15 protein-coding genes are annotated in these 16296 nt (G+C 71.9%); 5 read left to right on the top strand and 10 right to left on the bottom strand.

Annotated features, from left to right (window positions below; genetic code table 11):
- Window positions 1-9: 9 nt before the first annotated feature.
- The gene (locus tag ACFSE6_RS10385; RefSeq protein ID WP_388006151.1) at window positions 10-3414 is read right to left on the bottom strand and encodes an Rne/Rng family ribonuclease; all 3405 of its coding nucleotides are present in this window, start codon (window positions 3412-3414) and stop codon (window positions 10-12) included.
- Between the two features lie 342 nt (window positions 3415-3756).
- Window positions 3757-4335, bottom strand: coding sequence for a thymidine kinase (locus tag ACFSE6_RS10380; protein ID WP_388006148.1), 579 nt, complete (start codon window positions 4333-4335; stop codon window positions 3757-3759).
- 431 nt (window positions 4336-4766) lie between these two features.
- Between ACFSE6_RS10380 and ACFSE6_RS10375 the strand changes: the two genes are divergently transcribed.
- Window positions 4767-5783, top strand: a complete 1017-nt coding sequence (locus ACFSE6_RS10375; RefSeq protein WP_388006145.1) for an ATP-binding cassette domain-containing protein — start codon at window positions 4767-4769, stop codon at window positions 5781-5783.
- Window positions 5780-6643, top strand: a complete 864-nt coding sequence (locus tag ACFSE6_RS10370; protein WP_388006142.1) for an ABC transporter permease — start codon at window positions 5780-5782, stop codon at window positions 6641-6643. Before ACFSE6_RS10375 ends, ACFSE6_RS10370 begins: the two co-directional genes overlap by 4 nt.
- Before the next feature lie 13 nt (window positions 6644-6656).
- On the opposite strand, the gene mutM is transcribed toward ACFSE6_RS10370, so the two are convergent.
- Genes mutM through ACFSE6_RS10355 form a run of 3 tightly spaced genes read right to left on the bottom strand, consistent with a single transcriptional unit; the run spans window position 6657 to window position 9024 of the window.
- The gene (gene mutM, locus ACFSE6_RS10365; RefSeq protein WP_388006139.1) at window positions 6657-7688 is read right to left on the bottom strand and encodes a bifunctional DNA-formamidopyrimidine glycosylase/DNA-(apurinic or apyrimidinic site) lyase; all 1032 of its coding nucleotides are present in this window, start codon (window positions 7686-7688) and stop codon (window positions 6657-6659) included.
- Window positions 7688-8452, bottom strand: coding sequence for a ribonuclease III (gene rnc / locus ACFSE6_RS10360; RefSeq protein ID WP_388006136.1), 765 nt, complete (start codon window positions 8450-8452; stop codon window positions 7688-7690). The genes mutM and rnc overlap by 1 nt, the downstream gene beginning before the upstream one ends.
- Window positions 8449-9024, bottom strand: coding sequence for a YceD family protein (locus ACFSE6_RS10355; RefSeq protein WP_388006133.1), 576 nt, complete (start codon window positions 9022-9024; stop codon window positions 8449-8451). The genes rnc and ACFSE6_RS10355 overlap by 4 nt, the downstream gene beginning before the upstream one ends.
- Window positions 9025-9247: 223 nt before the next feature.
- Between ACFSE6_RS10355 and ACFSE6_RS10350 the strand changes: the two genes are divergently transcribed.
- Window positions 9248-10063, top strand: coding sequence for an alpha/beta fold hydrolase (locus ACFSE6_RS10350; RefSeq protein WP_388006130.1), 816 nt, complete (start codon window positions 9248-9250; stop codon window positions 10061-10063).
- 30 nt (window positions 10064-10093) lie between these two features.
- On the opposite strand, the gene ACFSE6_RS10345 is transcribed toward ACFSE6_RS10350, so the two are convergent.
- The 4 genes from ACFSE6_RS10345 to ACFSE6_RS10330 all read right to left on the bottom strand — a co-directional run bounded on the left by ACFSE6_RS10345 (window position 10094) and on the right by ACFSE6_RS10330 (window position 12253).
- Window positions 10094-10657, bottom strand: coding sequence for an SPFH domain-containing protein (locus ACFSE6_RS10345; protein ID WP_388006127.1), 564 nt, complete (start codon window positions 10655-10657; stop codon window positions 10094-10096).
- Window positions 10654-11139 (bottom strand): pantetheine-phosphate adenylyltransferase, encoded by a 486-nt coding sequence (gene coaD, locus ACFSE6_RS10340; protein ID WP_388006124.1) that lies wholly within the window; start codon window positions 11137-11139, stop codon window positions 10654-10656. The genes ACFSE6_RS10345 and coaD overlap by 4 nt, the downstream gene beginning before the upstream one ends.
- Window positions 11140-11276: 137 nt before the next feature.
- Window positions 11277-11825 carry a 16S rRNA (guanine(966)-N(2))-methyltransferase RsmD gene (gene rsmD, locus ACFSE6_RS10335; protein WP_388006121.1) on the bottom strand — a complete coding sequence of 183 codons (549 nt, stop codon included), beginning with the start codon at window positions 11823-11825 and terminating at the stop codon, window positions 11277-11279.
- Window positions 11826-11845: 20 nt separating this feature from the next.
- Complete coding sequence (locus ACFSE6_RS10330; RefSeq protein WP_388006118.1) at window positions 11846-12253, bottom strand: transferase; 408 nt, start codon at window positions 12251-12253, stop codon at window positions 11846-11848.
- Between the two features lie 226 nt (window positions 12254-12479).
- On the opposite strand from ACFSE6_RS10330, the gene ACFSE6_RS10325 reads away from it, so the two are divergent.
- A complete protein-coding gene (locus tag ACFSE6_RS10325; RefSeq protein ID WP_388006880.1) occupies window positions 12480-13478 on the top strand; it encodes an LLM class flavin-dependent oxidoreductase in 999 nt (332 codons plus the stop codon).
- A 110-nt stretch (window positions 13479-13588) separates the two neighbouring features.
- A complete protein-coding gene (gene manD / locus ACFSE6_RS10320) occupies window positions 13589-14827 on the top strand; it encodes a D-mannonate dehydratase ManD (protein ID WP_388006115.1) in 1239 nt (412 codons plus the stop codon).
- Here the strand turns inward: manD and ACFSE6_RS10315 are convergent.
- On the bottom strand, window positions 14790-16271 hold the full coding sequence (locus ACFSE6_RS10315; RefSeq protein ID WP_388006112.1) for a DUF6297 family protein: 1482 nt from the start codon (window positions 16269-16271) through the stop codon (window positions 14790-14792). The two genes, manD and ACFSE6_RS10315, sit on opposite strands and share 38 nt — an antisense overlap.
- Window positions 16272-16296: the final 25 nt, after the last annotated feature.

The following is a 16296-nucleotide window of genomic DNA, read 5'->3' as shown; positions in this document are numbered from 1 at the left end:
CGGGCGAGGTCAGTCGGAGCCCGAACCGGACTCCTGCGCCGGATCGATGGTGATGATGCTCGTCTCGCCCGGGGTCACCACACCGGAGGAAACGGCCCGCCGGCTGCGGCGCGGCCGCCGGCGGGGCTCGGCCGCGGGCTTGCGGTCCGCGGTCTCGGCGGCCTCCTGGGCGTCACTCGGGACGACGACGGACCCCCCGGCCGGTGCGCCGACCACTCCGGTGGCCGGCGGGTCCTCGGGCGTGGCGGGCTCGGCGGGGTCGGAGACCGGCTCCGCAGCGGGCGTGCGTGGCTCGTGCGGATCCTGTGTGGAGACGTTCCGGTCGGCGTCCGCGGACTCGTCGGCGGACTTGGTGTCGTGCTCGTGCGCGCTCGCCGCGGCGGCGGCGATCGTGGCGAGTGTGGCCTTGACCTCCTCGCGGGCCTTGGCGGCCCCCGGGTCCTCGGCGGGCGCCTCGGGCGGCGAGGCGGGCGAGGTGTGCTGCGGGGTGCTGCCGCGCCGACCGCGGCGACGCCCTCCGCCGTCGTCCGATCCGCTGCTGCCGGACTTCTCGACGGGGTGGTCGTGGATGACGAAGCCGCGACCACCACAGTGCTCGCAGGGGGTGGAGAACGCCTCGATGAGCCCTTGGCCGACCCGCTTGCGGGTCATCTGCACGAGACCGAGCGAGGTCACCTCGGCCACCTGGTGCCTGGTGCGGTCACGCCCCAGGCACTCGAGGAGCCGGCGCAACACCAGGTCGCGGTTGGACTCGAGGACCATGTCGATGAAGTCGATGACGATGATGCCGCCGATGTCGCGCAGCCGGAGCTGGCGGACGATCTCCTCGGCGGCCTCGAGGTTGTTCTTCGTCACCGTCTCCTCCAGCGTGCCGCCGGAGCCGGTGAACTTGCCGGTGTTGACGTCGATGACCGTCATCGCCTCGGTCCGCTCGATGATGAGCGAGCCACCGGAGGGCAGCCAGACCTTGCGGTCCATCGCCTTGGCGAGCTGCTCGTCCACACGGTGCTCGGCGAAGACATCGCCCGTCGCCGTCCAGTGGTGCATCCGGTCGGCGAGCTCGGGCGAGAGGTCACGCACGTACGTCGAGATGGTCTTCCAGGCGGTGTCGCCCGCGACGACGAGAGACTGGAAGTCCTCGTTGAACACGTCCCGGACCACGCGCACGGCGAGCTCTGGCTCGCCCTTGAGCAGCGTCGGGGCCGACTTGGCGTTCTTGGCCTTGGCGTCGATGTCCGCCCACTGCTTGGTCAGCCGCTCGACGTCGGCCCGCAGCTGCTCCTCGGTGGCACCTTCGGCGGCGGTCCGCACGATGACGCCCGCCCCCTCGGGCACGATCTCCTTGAGGAGCTTCTTCAGCCGGGACCGCTCGTTGTCCGGGAGCTTGCGGGAGATTCCGGTCATCCCGCCGGAGGGCACCAGCACCAGGTGACGGCCGGCCAGGGTGATCTGGGCGGTCAGCCGGGCGCCCTTGTGCCCGATCGGGTCCTTGGTCACCTGGACCAGGACCGTGTCACCCGACTTCAAGGCCTGCTCGATACGCCGCGGCTGGCCCTCCATGCCGGCGGCGTCCCAGTTGACCTCGCCGGCGTAGAGGACGGCGTTGCGCCCCTTGCCGAGGTCGACGAAGGCGGCCTCCATCGACGGCAGGACGTTCTGCACCCTCCCCAGGTAGACGTTGCCGACCATCGAGGTCTGCGTGTGCCGGGCGACGTAGTGCTCGACGAGGATGTCGTCCTCGAGGACGGCGATCTGGTTCAGCCCGTCCTTCTCGCGGACGATCATCTTGCGCTCGACCGACTCGCGGCGCGCCAGGAACTCGGCCTCGGACAAGGTGGTGCGGCGCCGGCCGGCCTCCCGACCTTCGCGGCGGCGCTGACGCTTGGCCTCCAGGCGGGTCGAGCCCTTCAGTGCCGTGACCTCGTCGCGGCGTCCGTCGCCGTCGCCGTTGCGCGAGCGACGCCGACGGCGGCGCCGGCGCGAGCTCGAGGAGCTCTCGTCGCCGTCGTCACGGCTGTCCGCGCCATCGGCCTCGTCCGAACCGCTCTCCTGAGCCTCGTCACCGGCGCCCTTGTCGCGCCGGTCGTCCGCCGACCGTCCCGCGGTCTCGGTCGCGTCCTTCTCGCTCTTGCTGTCCGGGCTGTCCTTGCGGTCCCGGCCGTCCTTGTCGGAGTCCGAGCGCTCCCGGCCCCCCTCGGCGGAATCGTCACCGTCACCACGGTTGTCGTCGGCGTCCCCGCCCGAACCACGGTTGCGGCGGCCGCGCCCTCCGCGGCGGCGCCGGCGGCGCCCGCCGCCAGCGCCCTCGCCGCCGGACTCCTCCTCGCCGGAACGGTCCTCGCCCTGGCCGGTCGCCTCGTCCTCGGGCTCACCGGCCTCGTCCGCGTCACGGTCTTGCCCCGTGGGCTCGCCGGCGGTCGCCTGGGCACGACGACGGCGTGGGCGGGAACTCGGATCAGGCGCCTGGAAGAGCAGCGCGGCGGCAGGCAAACGAGGCTCATCGACCTGCTCGGTCCCCGTGTCGGGCTCGGCGGCGCCAGCGGCGTCGGACTCGTCCGGCCCCTCGGACCCGGCGGCCGCGTCGTCGTCCTCGGGCTGGCTCAGACCGAGCTCGGCGAGGACGTCGAGCTCCTGCTCACGCGCGCGCTCCTTCGGAGCCCTCCGACGGCTGCGGCCGGCCGGTGGCGCCTCGGTGACGGGGGCGTCGGTCGCGTCGACCTGCTCCACCTGGTCCGTTGCCGGCTCGCCGGCCCCGTCGTTCGCGGCGGGCCGAGTGGTCTCCTCGGACTCGTCGATCACGGCACCCGGAGCAGGGTGGGTAGCCTCGATCTCCGCGACCTCGGCCTGGGCGGGCTCGGCCTGGGCGGGCTCGCTCGACGCGGGCTCGACGCCCCCTGCCTCGGCGATCGTGCCGGCCTCGCCGGAAGCTGCCGGTTCCTCGTCGCCTACGGGGGCCGACGTCTTCTTGGCGGCACGCTTCCGGGGCGCCCGCGCGCGGGTGGGTTTGGTCGGGGTGGTCTGCGTCCCCTCGCCCTCGCCGTCCTGGCGCTCCTCAGCCGGCTCCTCACCCTGCGGCTCTTGCGCGGGCATGTCCTGCCCGGGCTGCGCCGCGCCGCTCCCGGCCTTGCGGGTTGTCTTGGCGCCGCTTCGACCGGAGGCCGACTTCGCGGTTCGGCGACGCGAGGTCGTCCTCGCCGGCGCGTCCACGGCCGCCGCTTCGGCCGCCTTCTCGGCGACCGCGTCGAGCGCGTCACCGTCCGGCCCGCCGACAGCGGTGCCCGCTCCGGTCTCGGGCTGATCCGCCGTCGTCGGTTCGGTGACCGGGGCGGTGGCCCGACGCGAACGGCGGGCGCGGGGGGCCTCGGCCTGTTCCTGACTGTTCTGCGTCGTCGCTTCGGTGTGCTGTTCGTCCATGGGGTGTTCCCCTAGGCCCCGGGCCGCCGCCACACCCTCCGGCGCGCCCGTGGGCGGTTGTCGTCCCCGGCGGACCGAGGACGGAAGTCCTGTGTGTACGACCGATGTGCGGAGCACCCGGGCGCCGACCGACGGGCGGCCCGCCGCGCCGGGCGCGGAGCCGGTCCTCTGCTGCTGCACCGTCGCTGGTGGCGCGGTGGCGCGAGATGGACCGCAAGGTCACGTCGTCGTCGGACCGGAGAGCGGGGTGTGGAGCTGCCCTCCAGCCTTGTTCAGTATCGCACAGCAGCTGCCAGGAGCCGTTCGGCGACCCGCTGTCCACGTGGTGGGACGCACACGTCGTCATTCCTCCCGGTGGCGCCGGCAGCGCGCCTGGTACGTCTCTGCCCCACCGACGTGCGCGGCCACCGGGTACCGCGCATCCCCCACCGTGGCGGCATCGCCGCGCAGACGGACGTGGTAGGCCGCGTCGCGGCCGCACACACCGCAGACCGCCGTCAGGCGGGTGACGTCCTCGGCGAGGGCCATGAGCTCAGGGAGCGGGGAGAACGGGCGGGCGTCGAACGTCACCGACAATCCGGCCACGAGAACGGTCAGCCCGTCGTCAGCGAGGTGCTGGACGAGCCCGACGAGCCCTGTCCCGAAGAACTGCGCCTCATCGATCGCGAGCAGTTGCGTCCCCGGCGGCACGGCGTCGACGAGGTCCCGCACGTGCGCGACGGTGCGGGACGGGGCCTGAAGTCCCGAGTGCGAGGCCACCCGGCCCGTACCACTCCGGGCGTCCAGGTCGTGACCGACCACGACGACGCGCCGCCCGGCGACCTGAGCCCGGCGGACTCGGCGCAGGAGCTCCTCCGACTTGCCCGCGAACATCGGCCCGGCGATGACCTCGAGCCGGCCCGGCACGTCCTCCTCCACCATGGCACCAGTCAAGCAGGACCCGTGGACACCGGTAGCAGACGCCCGACGCTGGATCTCGGCACGACCTCACAGCCCTTCCTCATGCACGCGCCCGTGGCGTGGGATGCCGGGGTTCGAGCGCGCGGCCTCGGCGGGACGTGTCGAGGGCTTGACCTCAACTTTGGTTGAGCTTCGAGACTGGGGTCATGACGCCGAGCAGCACCATCGCCACCGGCAGCACCCGTGCGCCGTGCGCCCGGAGCGGTGCCGACCCCTGCCCAGAGCGAAAATCCTTTCGGCGTGTCAGTGGGTGTTCGTACTGTGAGAACCGGTGGTGCCGCGGGACTGTCGCGCTCGCGGACGACATGTCGCCTCTATAAGTTTTCACGTATATTGAGGTCGTGGTCTCGCCTCACCGAGCAGCACAGCCCGTCCCCGGTCAAGGAGTCTCAGTGTCCACCTCACCCGCCATCGAGGCCACCGGCCTCGTCAAACATTTCGGCGACACCAAAGCGGTCGACGGCGTCGACCTCACCATCGCGCGGGGAGGCGTCTACGGCGTCCTCGGCCCGAACGGCGCAGGCAAGACGACGGCGATCCGCATGCTCGCCACGCTGCTGCGCCCCGACGGCGGTCAGGCCCGCGTTCTCGGCCACGACGTGATCACCGAGGCGGCCGCAGTGCGCGAGAAGATCGCGCTCACCGGCCAGTTCGCCTCGCTCGACGAGGACCTCACCGGTCTGGAGAACCTCGTCCTGCTCGGCAAGCTCCAGGGCTACAGCTTCGCCACGGCACGGCGGCGCGGTGCGGAGCTCCTCGAGGCGTTCGGGCTGGCCGACGCCACGAACCGCCAGGTCAAGAAGTACTCCGGCGGCATGCGGCGCCGCCTCGACATCGCCGGCTCGTTGTTGACCACCCCGGAGCTGATCTTCCTCGACGAGCCGACCACCGGGATCGACCCCCGCAGCCGCAACCAGGTGTGGGACATCATCCGCACGCTGGTCGCGGCCGGCACCACCGTGCTGCTCACCACGCAGTATCTGGAGGAGGCCGACCAGCTCGCGAACCGGCTCGCGGTCATCGACCACGGCAAGGTCATCGCCGAAGGCACCCCGGGCCAGCTCAAGGCGCAGGTCGGCTCCGGCACCGTGCAGGCCCGGGTGTCGGACCCGGAGCGGCGAGACGAGGCCGCCGAGATCCTCGCGCGTGTCCTCGGTGCGGATGTGGACGCAGCCGCCGACCCGGCCGCCATCCACGCCCGTATCGATTCGCACGCCCACGCCGCGGCCGCGCTCAGCGCCCTCGAGGAGGCCGAGATCGCGGTGGAGACGTTCGCTCTCGGTCAGCCGAGCCTCGACGAGGTGTTCCTGGCCCTGACCGGCCGCCCCGCAGAGACCGACGACAGGACCGACGACAGTGCGGCCGGCGCTGAGGACGCCGCCACCGAGGAGAAGGCGAGCACCCGATGAGCGAGACGAGTACCCGCACCCGGCGGCCGGCCGGCGCGGACGTGGTGACGGAGGCCGAACGCATTCGCAACGTCCTGGTCGACCCCGGCGACCGCCCCACCCGCGCGGGCGCCGTGAGCGCCTCGTTGACCTACGGCTGGCGGGCGCTGCTGAAGATCAAGCACGTCCCGGAACAGCTCTTCGACGTCACGGTCTTCCCGATCATGATGACGGTGATGTTCACCTACATCTTCGGCGGCGCGCTCGCCGGCTCGGTGGGTGACTACGTCCAGTTCCTCATCCCGGGGATCTTCGCGCAGACGCTCATCATGGTGACGATGTACACCGGGCTCACGCTGAACCGGGACGTGTCCAAGGGCATCTTCGACCGGTTCCGCTCGCTGCCCACCTGGCGGCCGGCCCAGCTCGTCGGCGCCCTGCTCGGTGACCAGGTCCGGTACATCCTCGCCGGCATCATCATCCTCGCCGTCGGCTTCATCATGGGCTTCCGGCCCGACGGCGGGATCTCGGGTGTGCTCGCGGCGTTCGTGATGTTGCTCGTGTTCGCGTTCAGCCTCTCGTGGGTCTGGACGCTGGTCTCGCTGGCCGTGCGGACCGAGCAGGCAGCGATGGGGGTGTCGATGTTCATCCTCATGCCGTTGACGTTCGCCTCGAACATCTTCGTGCGGCCGGAGACCATGCCGAGTTGGCTGGAAGGAGCGGTCGAGGTCAACCCCGTCTCCGTGGTCGTGAGCACGATCCGCGAACTCATGGCCGGCACGTTCGACGCCGGTTCCGTCGGTGTGGTCCTCGTCTACTGCGCCGTGCTGGTGGCCGTGTTCGGACCGTTGTCGATGATGCTGTACAACCGCAAGTCCTGACCACGGGCCGGGCTCACCGCCGGGGCGGGCGCCGCTGGCACCGCGGGCACGAGAACGATCCGCGGTTCATGAACTGCTCGCGCCGGATCGGCGTGCCGCAACGCCGGCAGGGCAGTCCGGCCCGGCCATACGCGTTCAAGGAGCGGGCGAAATAGCCGGCGGCGCCGTCGACGTCCACGTACAGGGCGTCGAACGAGGTGCCGCCGGCCGCCAGCGCGTCCCGCATGACCTCCGTGGCGGCGTCGTAGAGCTCGCGCAGCCGAGGCGGACGCAGCAGTTCGGTCCGGCGGGCGCCGTGCAGCCGGGCGCGCCACAACGCCTCGTCGGCGTAGATGTTCCCGACCCCGGAGACGAGGGACTGGTCCAGCAACGCGCGTTTGATCTCGGTGCGGCGGTGGCGGGTACGGCGAACGAGCGCGGGTCGGTCCAGCGCCGGGTCGAGCAGGTCGCGGGCGATGTGGGCGACGGGAGCGGGAAGCACCGCGGCATCGCTCCCCCGCCCGGCCGGGGCACCGTCGTCGGTCGGGGCCGTCTCGACGACCATGAGGTGACCGAAGGTGCGTTGATCGACGAACCAGAGTTGTCCGCCGTCGTCGAACGTGATCCGCACGCGCAGGTGCGCGGTGGTCGCCGGGCTCTCCGCGGTCACGGCCGGTGACCGCGCCGCGGTCAGATCGACCGGGCCGTGGTCGTCCACGGCCATGACCGGGGCCGGATGCATGAGGTCCTCGAGTTCGCCCACCCGCCGGCGCGCACCGGGCGGTTCTTGGACGAGCAGCTGGCCACTCATCCCCAGGTGGGCCAGCATCGCCTCGGCAGGTGGATCCTCCTCGCCGGACTCGGACACGGTGAGCCAGAGGTACTTCCCACGGCGGACCGCGGCACCGAACATGCGGCCGCGCAACCGGCCACGGAGCTCCTGCGCGCCACCGGCCTGTCGTCGCACCGACCGCGGGTGAACGACCTCGACGTCGGCGACCGTACGTCCGAGCACCCGGCGAGCCAGGCCGGCCCGGACGGTCTCGACCTCGGGCAGCTCGGGCATCAGGACGGGTCTGGCACGTTGTCGCCGTCGGCGGGGACGTCCTGCGCGGCGAGCCAGGTGTAGGTGTCCTCCGCGGCGTTCTGCTCGGCCACCTTCTTGGACGTCCCGGTCCCCCGCCCGCGTTCGACGTCGTCGAGCACCACGGTCGCCGTGAAGGTGCGGGCGTGGTCTGGCCCCTCGCCGGTGACCACGTACGTGGGTGCGCCGAGCCCGCGTTCGGCCGCGAGCTCCTGCAGGGACGTCTTCCAGTCCAGGCCGGCGCCTAGATCTGCCGCCCGGTCCAGCAGGGACCCGACGAGCCGCTGGACCACCCCGCGGGTGTGCTCGAGTCCGTGGCAGAGGTAGATCGCGCCGATGAGTGCCTCGACGGTGTCGGACAGGATCGAGTCCTTTTCCCGTCCCCCGGTCACCAGCTCGCCGCGGCCGAGGAGGATGTACTCCCCCAACCCGATCGTGCGGGCCACCGAGGCGAGCGCTTTCTGGCTGACGGTCGCCGCGCGCATCCGGGCGAGGTCCCCCTCCGCCTCCGCGGGATGGGTCCGGTAGAGGTGCTCGGTGACGATGATTCCCAGGACGGAGTCGCCGAGGAACTCGAGGCGCTCGTTCGTGGGGATGCCGCCGGCTTCGTGCGCGAACGACCGGTGAGTCAGCGCCAGGACCAGCAGCTCGGGGTCGATGGCGGTGCCGAGCGCCTCGGTGAGGGTCTCGACGTCGGTGCGTGCCGGCTGATCCGCCACCCCGTTCCTGCCACGCCGGCGGCTCAACGGCCCTCCTCCTCGTCCGGCGTCTGATCGTCCTCGAGCAGTGCGGTCAGGGCCGCCCAGCGAGGGTCGAGCTGCTCGTGGTGGTGGTCCGGTTCGAGCTCGTCCCACCGCTGACCGCATCCGGCGCACAGGCCGGGGCAGTCGGGCCGGCACAGCGGCTGGAAGGGCAGGGCGGGCACCACGGCATCGCGCAGCACGGGTTCGAGGTCCAGGTGCTCGTCCTCGACGACGGGCAGCTCCTCAGCCTCCTCGTCACCCTCCTCGATCAGGGTCGCGCGGGTATCCGGGTAGTAGTACAACTCGGACATCTCGGCCTCCACCTCGCCGTGCAGCTCCTGCAGGCAACGCACGCACTCACCGTGGGTACGTGCCCGGGCGGTCCCGCTGACGAAGACGCCGTCGAGCACCGAGTCCAACCGCAGGTCGAGTTCGATGTCGGAGCCTTCGGGCACGGCGATGACCTCGGTACCGAGGTCGGCGGGGGCCGGCACGGTGCGCTCGAGGGCGCGCGAGGCTCCGGGACGGCGGCCGAGCTCGTGTGTGTTGACGACGAGCGGCGAGCGGGCGTCCATGACACTCCTTCTGCCGCGCGTGGCGCGCGGGTCGGTGTTGCGGCCGGACTGGGCCGGGAATCGATGCTACATAGCACCGGGTGTCTGCCGGGAACGTGGTCTCCTGCATCGTTCGGCGACATCGCGGCGCCGACGCGGCCGACCGGCGATCTGACGGGGCATCAGACCTGACCGGGGTGCCAGGCCGGCGCGCCGTGTGGGTGGGACACGGCACCATGGCGGCATGCTCGATCAACGACTGAGTTGGCGTGGCCGGCGGATCGCTTGGGGCCGCCTCGGTTCGGGTCCACCTGTGGTGCTGTGTCACGGAACCCCGTGGTCGTCCGCGCTGTGGGCGCCGATCGCGCGGGCATTGAGCGCGGACCACACGGTCTACCTGTGGGACATGCCGGGGTACGGCGCCTCCTCGATGGATCCGGCCCACGCCGTGGACCTGGGACTCCAAGGTGAGTTGCTCGCCCACATGCTGGCGACGTGGGATCTGCAGCGACCCCACGTCGTGGCGCACGACTACGGCGGGGCCGTTGCGCTGCGTGCCCATCTGCTGCACGGGCGGCCGATGGCGTCGATGTTCCTGGTGGACGTGGTGGCACTGGCGCCGTGGGGGTCGGAGTTCTTCCGGTTGGTGCGCCAGCACGCCGAGGTGTTCGCGGCTCTGCCCGCCCCCATCCACCGGTCGGTGGTCCGCGGGTACATCGCCGGGGCGAGCCACCGCGGCCTGCGTCCCGAGGAGCTGGAGATGCTGTGCGCGCCGTGGCTGACGGGGCCCGGGCAGGCGGCGTTCTACCGTCAGATGGCCGAGGCCGATCAGCGGTACACGGACGAGTTCGCCGACCGGCTCGACCGGATCGACGCCCCCGTGCGCGTCGTCTGGGGACGCGAGGACACATGGATCCCGGCTGAGCAGGGCGAACGCCTCGCGTCCGCCGTCCCGGGCGCCACGCTCGGCCTTGTCGAGGACTCCGGGCATCTCATCCAGCTCGACGCGCCGGCGGTCCTGGCGGCCGAGCTCTCCCGGTGGTTGGCGAGCGTGCGCTGAGCACCGGCATATCCTGCTTCCGACGTGCCGCTACTCCTGCGCGGGCTGGTCGGCGTCCTCGCGCTCGCGATTGTCCCGGTCCGCCCGCGCCGCCAGCGCCTCGCGGCCGGCCTTGACCTGTGCGGCGACCGAGCCGAGGTCGATCTCGAACTGCGCGAGCTTGCGGTCGCAGTAGTCGTTCGCGTCGGACGCAAGCTTCGCGGCCCGTGCCTCCGCCTCGGCCACGATCTGGCCGGCACGTTCGTTGGCCAGCTCGACGACGTGCTCCTGGGAGGTCAGCCGCTCGGCCTCGGCGCGCGCCTCCTCGACGATCTTCTCGGCACGCTGCCGCGCCCGTTCAACCATGGCGTCGGCGTCGGAGACGATGTCGTCGGCCGTCTGGATCTCACGAGGCACGACCGCGCGGGCGGCGTCGAGCAGATCGAGGGCCTCGGCCCGGTTCACGAGTGCGGAGGCCGACATCGGCATCGCGCGGGCCTGCGTGACGAGTTCGGTGAGCTCGTCGAGGATCGAGATCAGCGACGCGCCGTCCTCGGCATGCTGCGCGGCGGCAACGTCGGGGTCGCGGTGGGTGCGCGGGGCGGTTGCGGTCATCGGTCTTCTCCTTGGTCAGCGTCGCCGAGCGCGCCGGCGACGGCGGGGGTCACCAGACCCGTGAGGTCGCCACCGTTGCGGGCGACGTCCTTGACGAGCGAGGAGGCCACGTGCGCGAGGGTGGGGTCCCCCAGCACGAACACGGTCTCCACACCGGCCAGGTGCCGGTTCATCAGCGCCATGGCGTGTTCCGCATCGAGATCGGCGGGGCCCCGGATGCCTTTGACGACGGCGGTGGCACCGACGTCGTCGCAGTAGTCGGCCAGCAGCCCGTCGACGACGTCGACGCGGACGCCGTCCAGGTCGGCGACGGCGTCCCGGGCAAGGTCCGCCCGCTGTGCCGGCCCGAACCGGTAGGTCTTGGCGGGGTTGTTCGCGACGGCGACGACGACCTCGTCGAAGATCATGCGGGCTCTGCGCACGACGTCGACGTGACCGAGCGTGACAGGGTCGAACGACCCCGGGCAGACGGCGAGCGTCATCGCTGTCCCCGGGGGCCGGCGGCTCGGATGCTGGGCCTCACGGTGCCTCACGGTAGCCGCCCGCGCGTCGAAGTCGGCGCCGCCACGCGGCACGCGGCGCATCTCGTGCTCCACGGGCGCCGCCGGCGTCCCCGGCGTCACGCCGGTTCGGCGAACCAGACGCGGGTCTCGCCGTACCGGCGCTCGTCGAACCGGGACAGACCGGCCGGCCAGCCGGGCTCCGGGCTACGCCGGGAGCGCTCCACGACCACGACGGCGTCGGGAGTCAGCCAGCGTGCGGCCAACAGATCCAGCGCCGTCGCGAGGCGCTCATCACCGAGATCGTATGGCGGGTCGAGCAGGGCCAGGTCGGCCGGCCGAGGCGCCGCGCCGTCCAGGTAGGTCTCGACCTTGCCGGTGACCACCTCGACGGCCAGGCCGAGGGCGGCGGCGTTACGCCGCACCAGGGCCGCGGCAGGGCGAGCCGATTCGACGAGGGTGACGTGGGCTGCGCCGCGACTGGCGGCCTCGAGGCCGAGCGCACCTGACCCCGCATACAGGTCGAGCACCTCGGCGCCGGAGACGACACCGAGGTGCTCGAGCCTGGAGAAGAGAGCTTCGCGGACGCGTTCGGAGGTGGGCCGGGTCCCACGGCGTGGCACCTCAAGCGTGCGCCCACCCACGGTCCCGGCGACGATCCTGGTCACCGAGCCAGCCTAGAGCGGGCTCAGGCGGCGCGGATGTGCCGGTCCTCCTCGACGGTGGCGCCTTCCGCCACGACGTCGTCGGCCAGCAACCGGGCGCTGTCGGCGATACGGGCCTTGGCACCGATGTTGGCGCGCGCACCGACCACGGCGCGACCGGCGACGACCGCACCCGGTCCGACGTGCGCGTGCTCGCCCACGCGGGCCGCCGGGCCGATCACCGCACCCTGATCGATCCATGCGCCTCGGGCGATGTGTGCACCGTGGTGCACGCGGGCACCCGGATCGACGTAGGCGGAGGCGTCGACGAAGGCCGTCGGGTCGACCACGGCGGAAGATTCCACCAGCCCTCCACCGTTGCTGTGGTGGAAGTACTTGCGGGTGATCCCGTGGTCGTCCTCGAACTCCACATAGTTCTTCTTCCTGCGCATGTCTGCCTCCTCTCCCTTCCGGCTGTTCCGGTCGGGCAAAGAACCGTACAGATGTACAACGCGCAGGGGGAAGCAAAGATTCCATCATCTACGTCACGTCCGAGAGGTCATCACTGTGTCAGATCCCACACGCGCCGCCGAACCCGCCAGCGACCCCAGCGCCGCAGACACCTCTACCCAGGTCGGGCCCGAGGCCTCGGCAGATCCGGGGCCGCCGCGGGTACCGGTGTCCGTCCTCGACCTGGCCACCGTCCGGCCGGAGGAGGGGATCCGCGCCGCATTCGAGGCCAGCGTCGAGCTCGCCCAGGCGGCCGAGCGCTGGGGATACACCCGATACTGGTTCGCCGAGCACCACAACATGGCCACGATCGCCTCCTCGGCCACCTCGGTGCTCATCACCCACATCGCTGAGCACACCTCGACGATCCGCGTCGGTGCCGGCGGGATCATGCTGCCGAACCACTCCCCGCTCGTGATCGCCGAGCAGTTCGGCACGTTGGAGACGTTGTTCCCCGGTCGTATCGATCTCGGCCTCGGCCGGGCACCGGGTGGTGACATGGCGATGCTGCGGTCCCTGCGGCGCCGCCCGGAGGACTCCGATCGGTTCCCGCAGGACGTGGCCGAGCTGCAGCTCCTGCTGGGGCCGCCTGACCCCGAGCACGCGGTGCGTGCCGTGCCCGGCACGGGGACGGAGGTGCCGCTGTTCATCCTCGGCTCGTCCCTCTTCGGCGCCCAGCTGGCCGCCCGGCTCGGCCTGCCCTACGCCTTCGCCTCCCACTTCGCGCCGGCGGCACTGACCGAGGCGGTGAGCACCTATCGCCGCGAGTACGTGCCCTCCCCGCAGCACCCCGAGCCGTACGTCATCGCCGGTGTCAACGCCTTCGTCGCCGACACCGAGGACGAGGCAGCCCAGTGGCACCAGGCGGCCCTGCGGCAGATGGTCATCCGGCTGGCCCGCCGCGGGGTCGAGCTGTCCGAGGCGGACGCGGACGCGATTCTCGCGACGCCGCACGGCGACCAGGTCCGGCAGATGGCGCGCCACACATTGGTGGGCTCACCGTCGTCGATCCCGGCCCAGGCCGCACAGTTCGCCCGGCACGCCCAGGCGGACGAACTGATCGTCGCCTCGAACGCCCCGTCCACGCAGGCGAGGTACCGCACCTACGACCTCCTCGCCCAGGCGCTCGACCTCCCCGGACGCGGCGGCATCCCGGCGTCCGCCTGACGGGCCGCAAGGGCTGCGCCACGCCAGGGCAATCGTGCCCGGGCAATAGTGTGGTGACCGGCCGGAGACGGCCGACCACCATTCCGATCGAGCAACGGAGCGCGCCGCACATGATCATCGAGCAGGCCGAGGTCATCGTCACGAGTCCGGACCGGAACTTCGTGACCCTGAAGCTCACCACCGACGACGGACTGACGGGGCTGGGTGATGCGACCCTGAACGGGCGCGAACTCGCCGTCGTCAGTTATCTGAAGGAGCACGTGGTCCCGCTCCTGCTCGGTCGGGACGCGCACCGGATCGAGGACACCTGGCAGTTCCTGTACCGCAGCGCGTACTGGCGCCGCGGACCGGTCACGATGGCCGCGGTGGCCGCGGTGGACACCGCCCTGTGGGACATCAAGGGCAAGGCGGCGGGCATGCCCGTCTACCAGCTCCTGGGCGGCGCCTCCCGCACGGGTCTGCTGGCCTACGGACACGCCTCGGGCAAGACGACCGAGGAGCTCTTCGACTCCATCCGCTCCTACCAGGAGCAGGGCTACCGCGCGATCCGGGTGCAGACCGGCGTTCCCGGCCTGAAGTCGATCTACGGCATCGCCTCCAACGCCACCTTCGAGGCCAACACCGGCGTGCGGTACGACTACGAGCCGGCCCAGCGCGGGGACCTGCCCAAGGAGGAGGACTGGGACACCCGGTCCTATCTCCGGCACGTCCCCACGGTGTTCGAGGCCGTCCGCAACGAGTTCGGCCCCGAAGTACCGCTGCTGCACGACGCCCACCACCGTCTCACTCCGGTGCAGGCGGCCAAACTGGGCAAGTCGCTCGAGCCGTACGACCTGTTCTGGCTCGAAGACGTCACCCCCGCCGAGAACCAGGAGGCACTGCGGCTGGTGCGTCAGCACACCACGACGCCGCTGGCCATCGGCGAGATCTTCAACACCGTGTGGGACTACCAGTTCATCATCCGCGAGCAGCTCATCGACTACGTGCGCTCAGCCGTGACCCACACCGGCGGGATCAGCCATCTCAAGAAGATCCTCGACTACGCCGCCCAGTACCAGATCAAGTCCGGCATGCACGGCCCGACCGACATCTCCCCGGTCGGCATGGCCGCCCAGATGCACCTGAGCCTGGCCGTCCACAACTTCGGCATCCTCGAGTACATGAAGCACGGACAGAAGACCGATCAGGTCTTCGCCCAGTCCTTCACCTGGGAGAACGGCATGCTGCATCCGGGCGACAAGCCGGGTCTGGGCGTCGAGCTCGACACCGACGAAGCCGGAAGGTACCCGTACGTGCGCGCCTACCTCCCGTTCAACCGGCTCGCGGACGGGACCGTCCACGACTGGTGACCACAGCGAGTACTCCGACGGTGGTACACACCACCTGCGCGAGCACCAGCACGGGGCTCACCTGAGCCGTCACGACGGCGATGAAGGCCGGGATCGCGCCGAGCACGGCGACGTCCGGCCCCTCCCGGAACGCCTTGGCCATCCCGGGCGGGATCGAGCCCATCGGCGTATGGATGAGCGGACCGCTGAAGTCGGGCGGCTCCCGGTAGGCGGCACGGACCGCACCGGCCGCCCACACGGGTGATCCGAGCACGCCGAGCAGCAGCCACCAGCCGAGCCCGGCGTCCGGGTAGCGCGAGGCCAGCATGGCGAAGACCGCGAGGGACCATGCGGCGTGACCGGCGGACGGGGCCACGAGCCGCAGGAGCCGGACCGTGCGGGCGCCGAGCGGAAGCAGCGCATCGAGCATCGGCGAATCCTCGGCACGCCGGGAGCCTTCGGCCAGGGCCAGGGCAGCGAGGTAACTACCGGCGGCGAGGAGCACGGCCGTCACTGCCAGGACCGGTGCCGGGACGGCGAGCGCCACCCCGGGAAGGCAGGCGGCCGCCACCAGCTGGATCAGGTGCCGGCGGCTGCGCACGAGTACCAGCACCTCGCCCGTGACCAGCGCGAGGTGCGGGGCGAGCCGGCGCGGCACCCGCCGCAGCCACGTCATGCGTGCGGACCGTGAGCGCTCGGACGGGGTGCCGGCGGCACTGAGTGCCCGGGCAAGCGCACGCGTGTCCACCGACAGCGTGGCGCCCAGCGCCTCCCCTGTCACCAGGCCGCGTTCACGCAGGCTGAGGTCGGCGGTCCGGCCGAGGCGACGGTCGAGCAGAATCCCACTGACCACGGCCAGGCCCGCCGCCACGGCGGCGGCGCCGTAGGCCACGGGATCCGGCGGGCGCGGTGGCGGCGGGGAGAGCAGCACCACGGCGAGCCCGAGCATCGGCACGGCGGCACCAGCCACGTCGACGCCCAGGCGCGCCCGGCGGTGGACCGCGGGGGCGGCCTGGGCGAGCCCGAGCGCGAACCCTGCCGTGGCGCCGGCTCCGGCACCGGCGACGGCGAGGGCTGCCGGCGGACTGCCCACGACCAGTGCTACCGCGGTTCCCGCGAAGCCGCCGACGGCGGCGAGCAGGGCCGGCCACGGCGCGGCGGCGGGCCGCAGCAGGCTCCGGCGCTCGACCGGCAAGGGGAGCCACCACACGGACTGGGCGGGCGAGAGCCAGACCGGCCCCAGTCGTGCCGTGAGCGCCGTCGCGCCGAGCACCGCGGCGCAGCCGGCGAGCAGGACGAGCCATCCGACGCCCACCTGCAGGCCCGACCCGGCGGCCGCGTCGGTCGCCAGGTCGGTGCCGAGCCGGGCCGAGGCGCCGAGGACGATCGCCGACGTCATGACCACGCCGAGGACGGCCATGTACACGTCGGTGAGCAACTCGCCGGGTCCGACGGCGGACCGCAATCGGGCCCGGCTCCGGGTCCAGCGC

The organism is Georgenia deserti (assembly GCF_042680605.1).
Taxonomy (GTDB): Bacteria; Actinomycetota; Actinomycetes; order Actinomycetales; family Actinomycetaceae; genus Allobogoriella; species Allobogoriella deserti.
The sequence above is the reverse complement of the archived record's forward strand: the minus strand, read 5'-3'. Positions and strand labels throughout refer to the sequence as shown.

Excerpts from the sequence above, each read along its gene's own strand:
- ACFSE6_RS10385 (WP_388006151.1), bottom strand. The coding sequence starts at position 3,414 with ATGGACGAACAGCACACCGAAGCGACGACGCAGAACAGTCAGGAACAG.
- ACFSE6_RS10380 (WP_388006148.1), bottom strand. The coding sequence starts at position 4,335 with ATGGTGGAGGAGGACGTGCCGGGCCGGCTCGAGGTCATCGCCGGGCCG.
- ACFSE6_RS10370 (WP_388006142.1), top strand. The coding sequence starts at position 5,780 with ATGAGCGAGACGAGTACCCGCACCCGGCGGCCGGCCGGCGCGGACGTG.
- mutM (WP_388006139.1), bottom strand. The coding sequence starts at position 7,688 with ATGCCCGAGCTGCCCGAGGTCGAGACCGTCCGGGCCGGCCTGGCTCGC.
- ACFSE6_RS10355 (WP_388006133.1), bottom strand. The coding sequence starts at position 9,024 with ATGGACGCCCGCTCGCCGCTCGTCGTCAACACACACGAGCTCGGCCGC.
- ACFSE6_RS10350 (WP_388006130.1), top strand. The coding sequence starts at position 9,248 with ATGCTCGATCAACGACTGAGTTGGCGTGGCCGGCGGATCGCTTGGGGC.
- ACFSE6_RS10345 (WP_388006127.1), bottom strand. The coding sequence starts at position 10,657 with ATGACCGCAACCGCCCCGCGCACCCACCGCGACCCCGACGTTGCCGCC.
- coaD (WP_388006124.1), bottom strand. The coding sequence starts at position 11,139 with ATGACGCTCGCCGTCTGCCCGGGGTCGTTCGACCCTGTCACGCTCGGT.
- ACFSE6_RS10330 (WP_388006118.1), bottom strand. The coding sequence starts at position 12,253 with ATGCGCAGGAAGAAGAACTATGTGGAGTTCGAGGACGACCACGGGATC.
- manD (WP_388006115.1), top strand. The coding sequence starts at position 13,589 with ATGATCATCGAGCAGGCCGAGGTCATCGTCACGAGTCCGGACCGGAAC.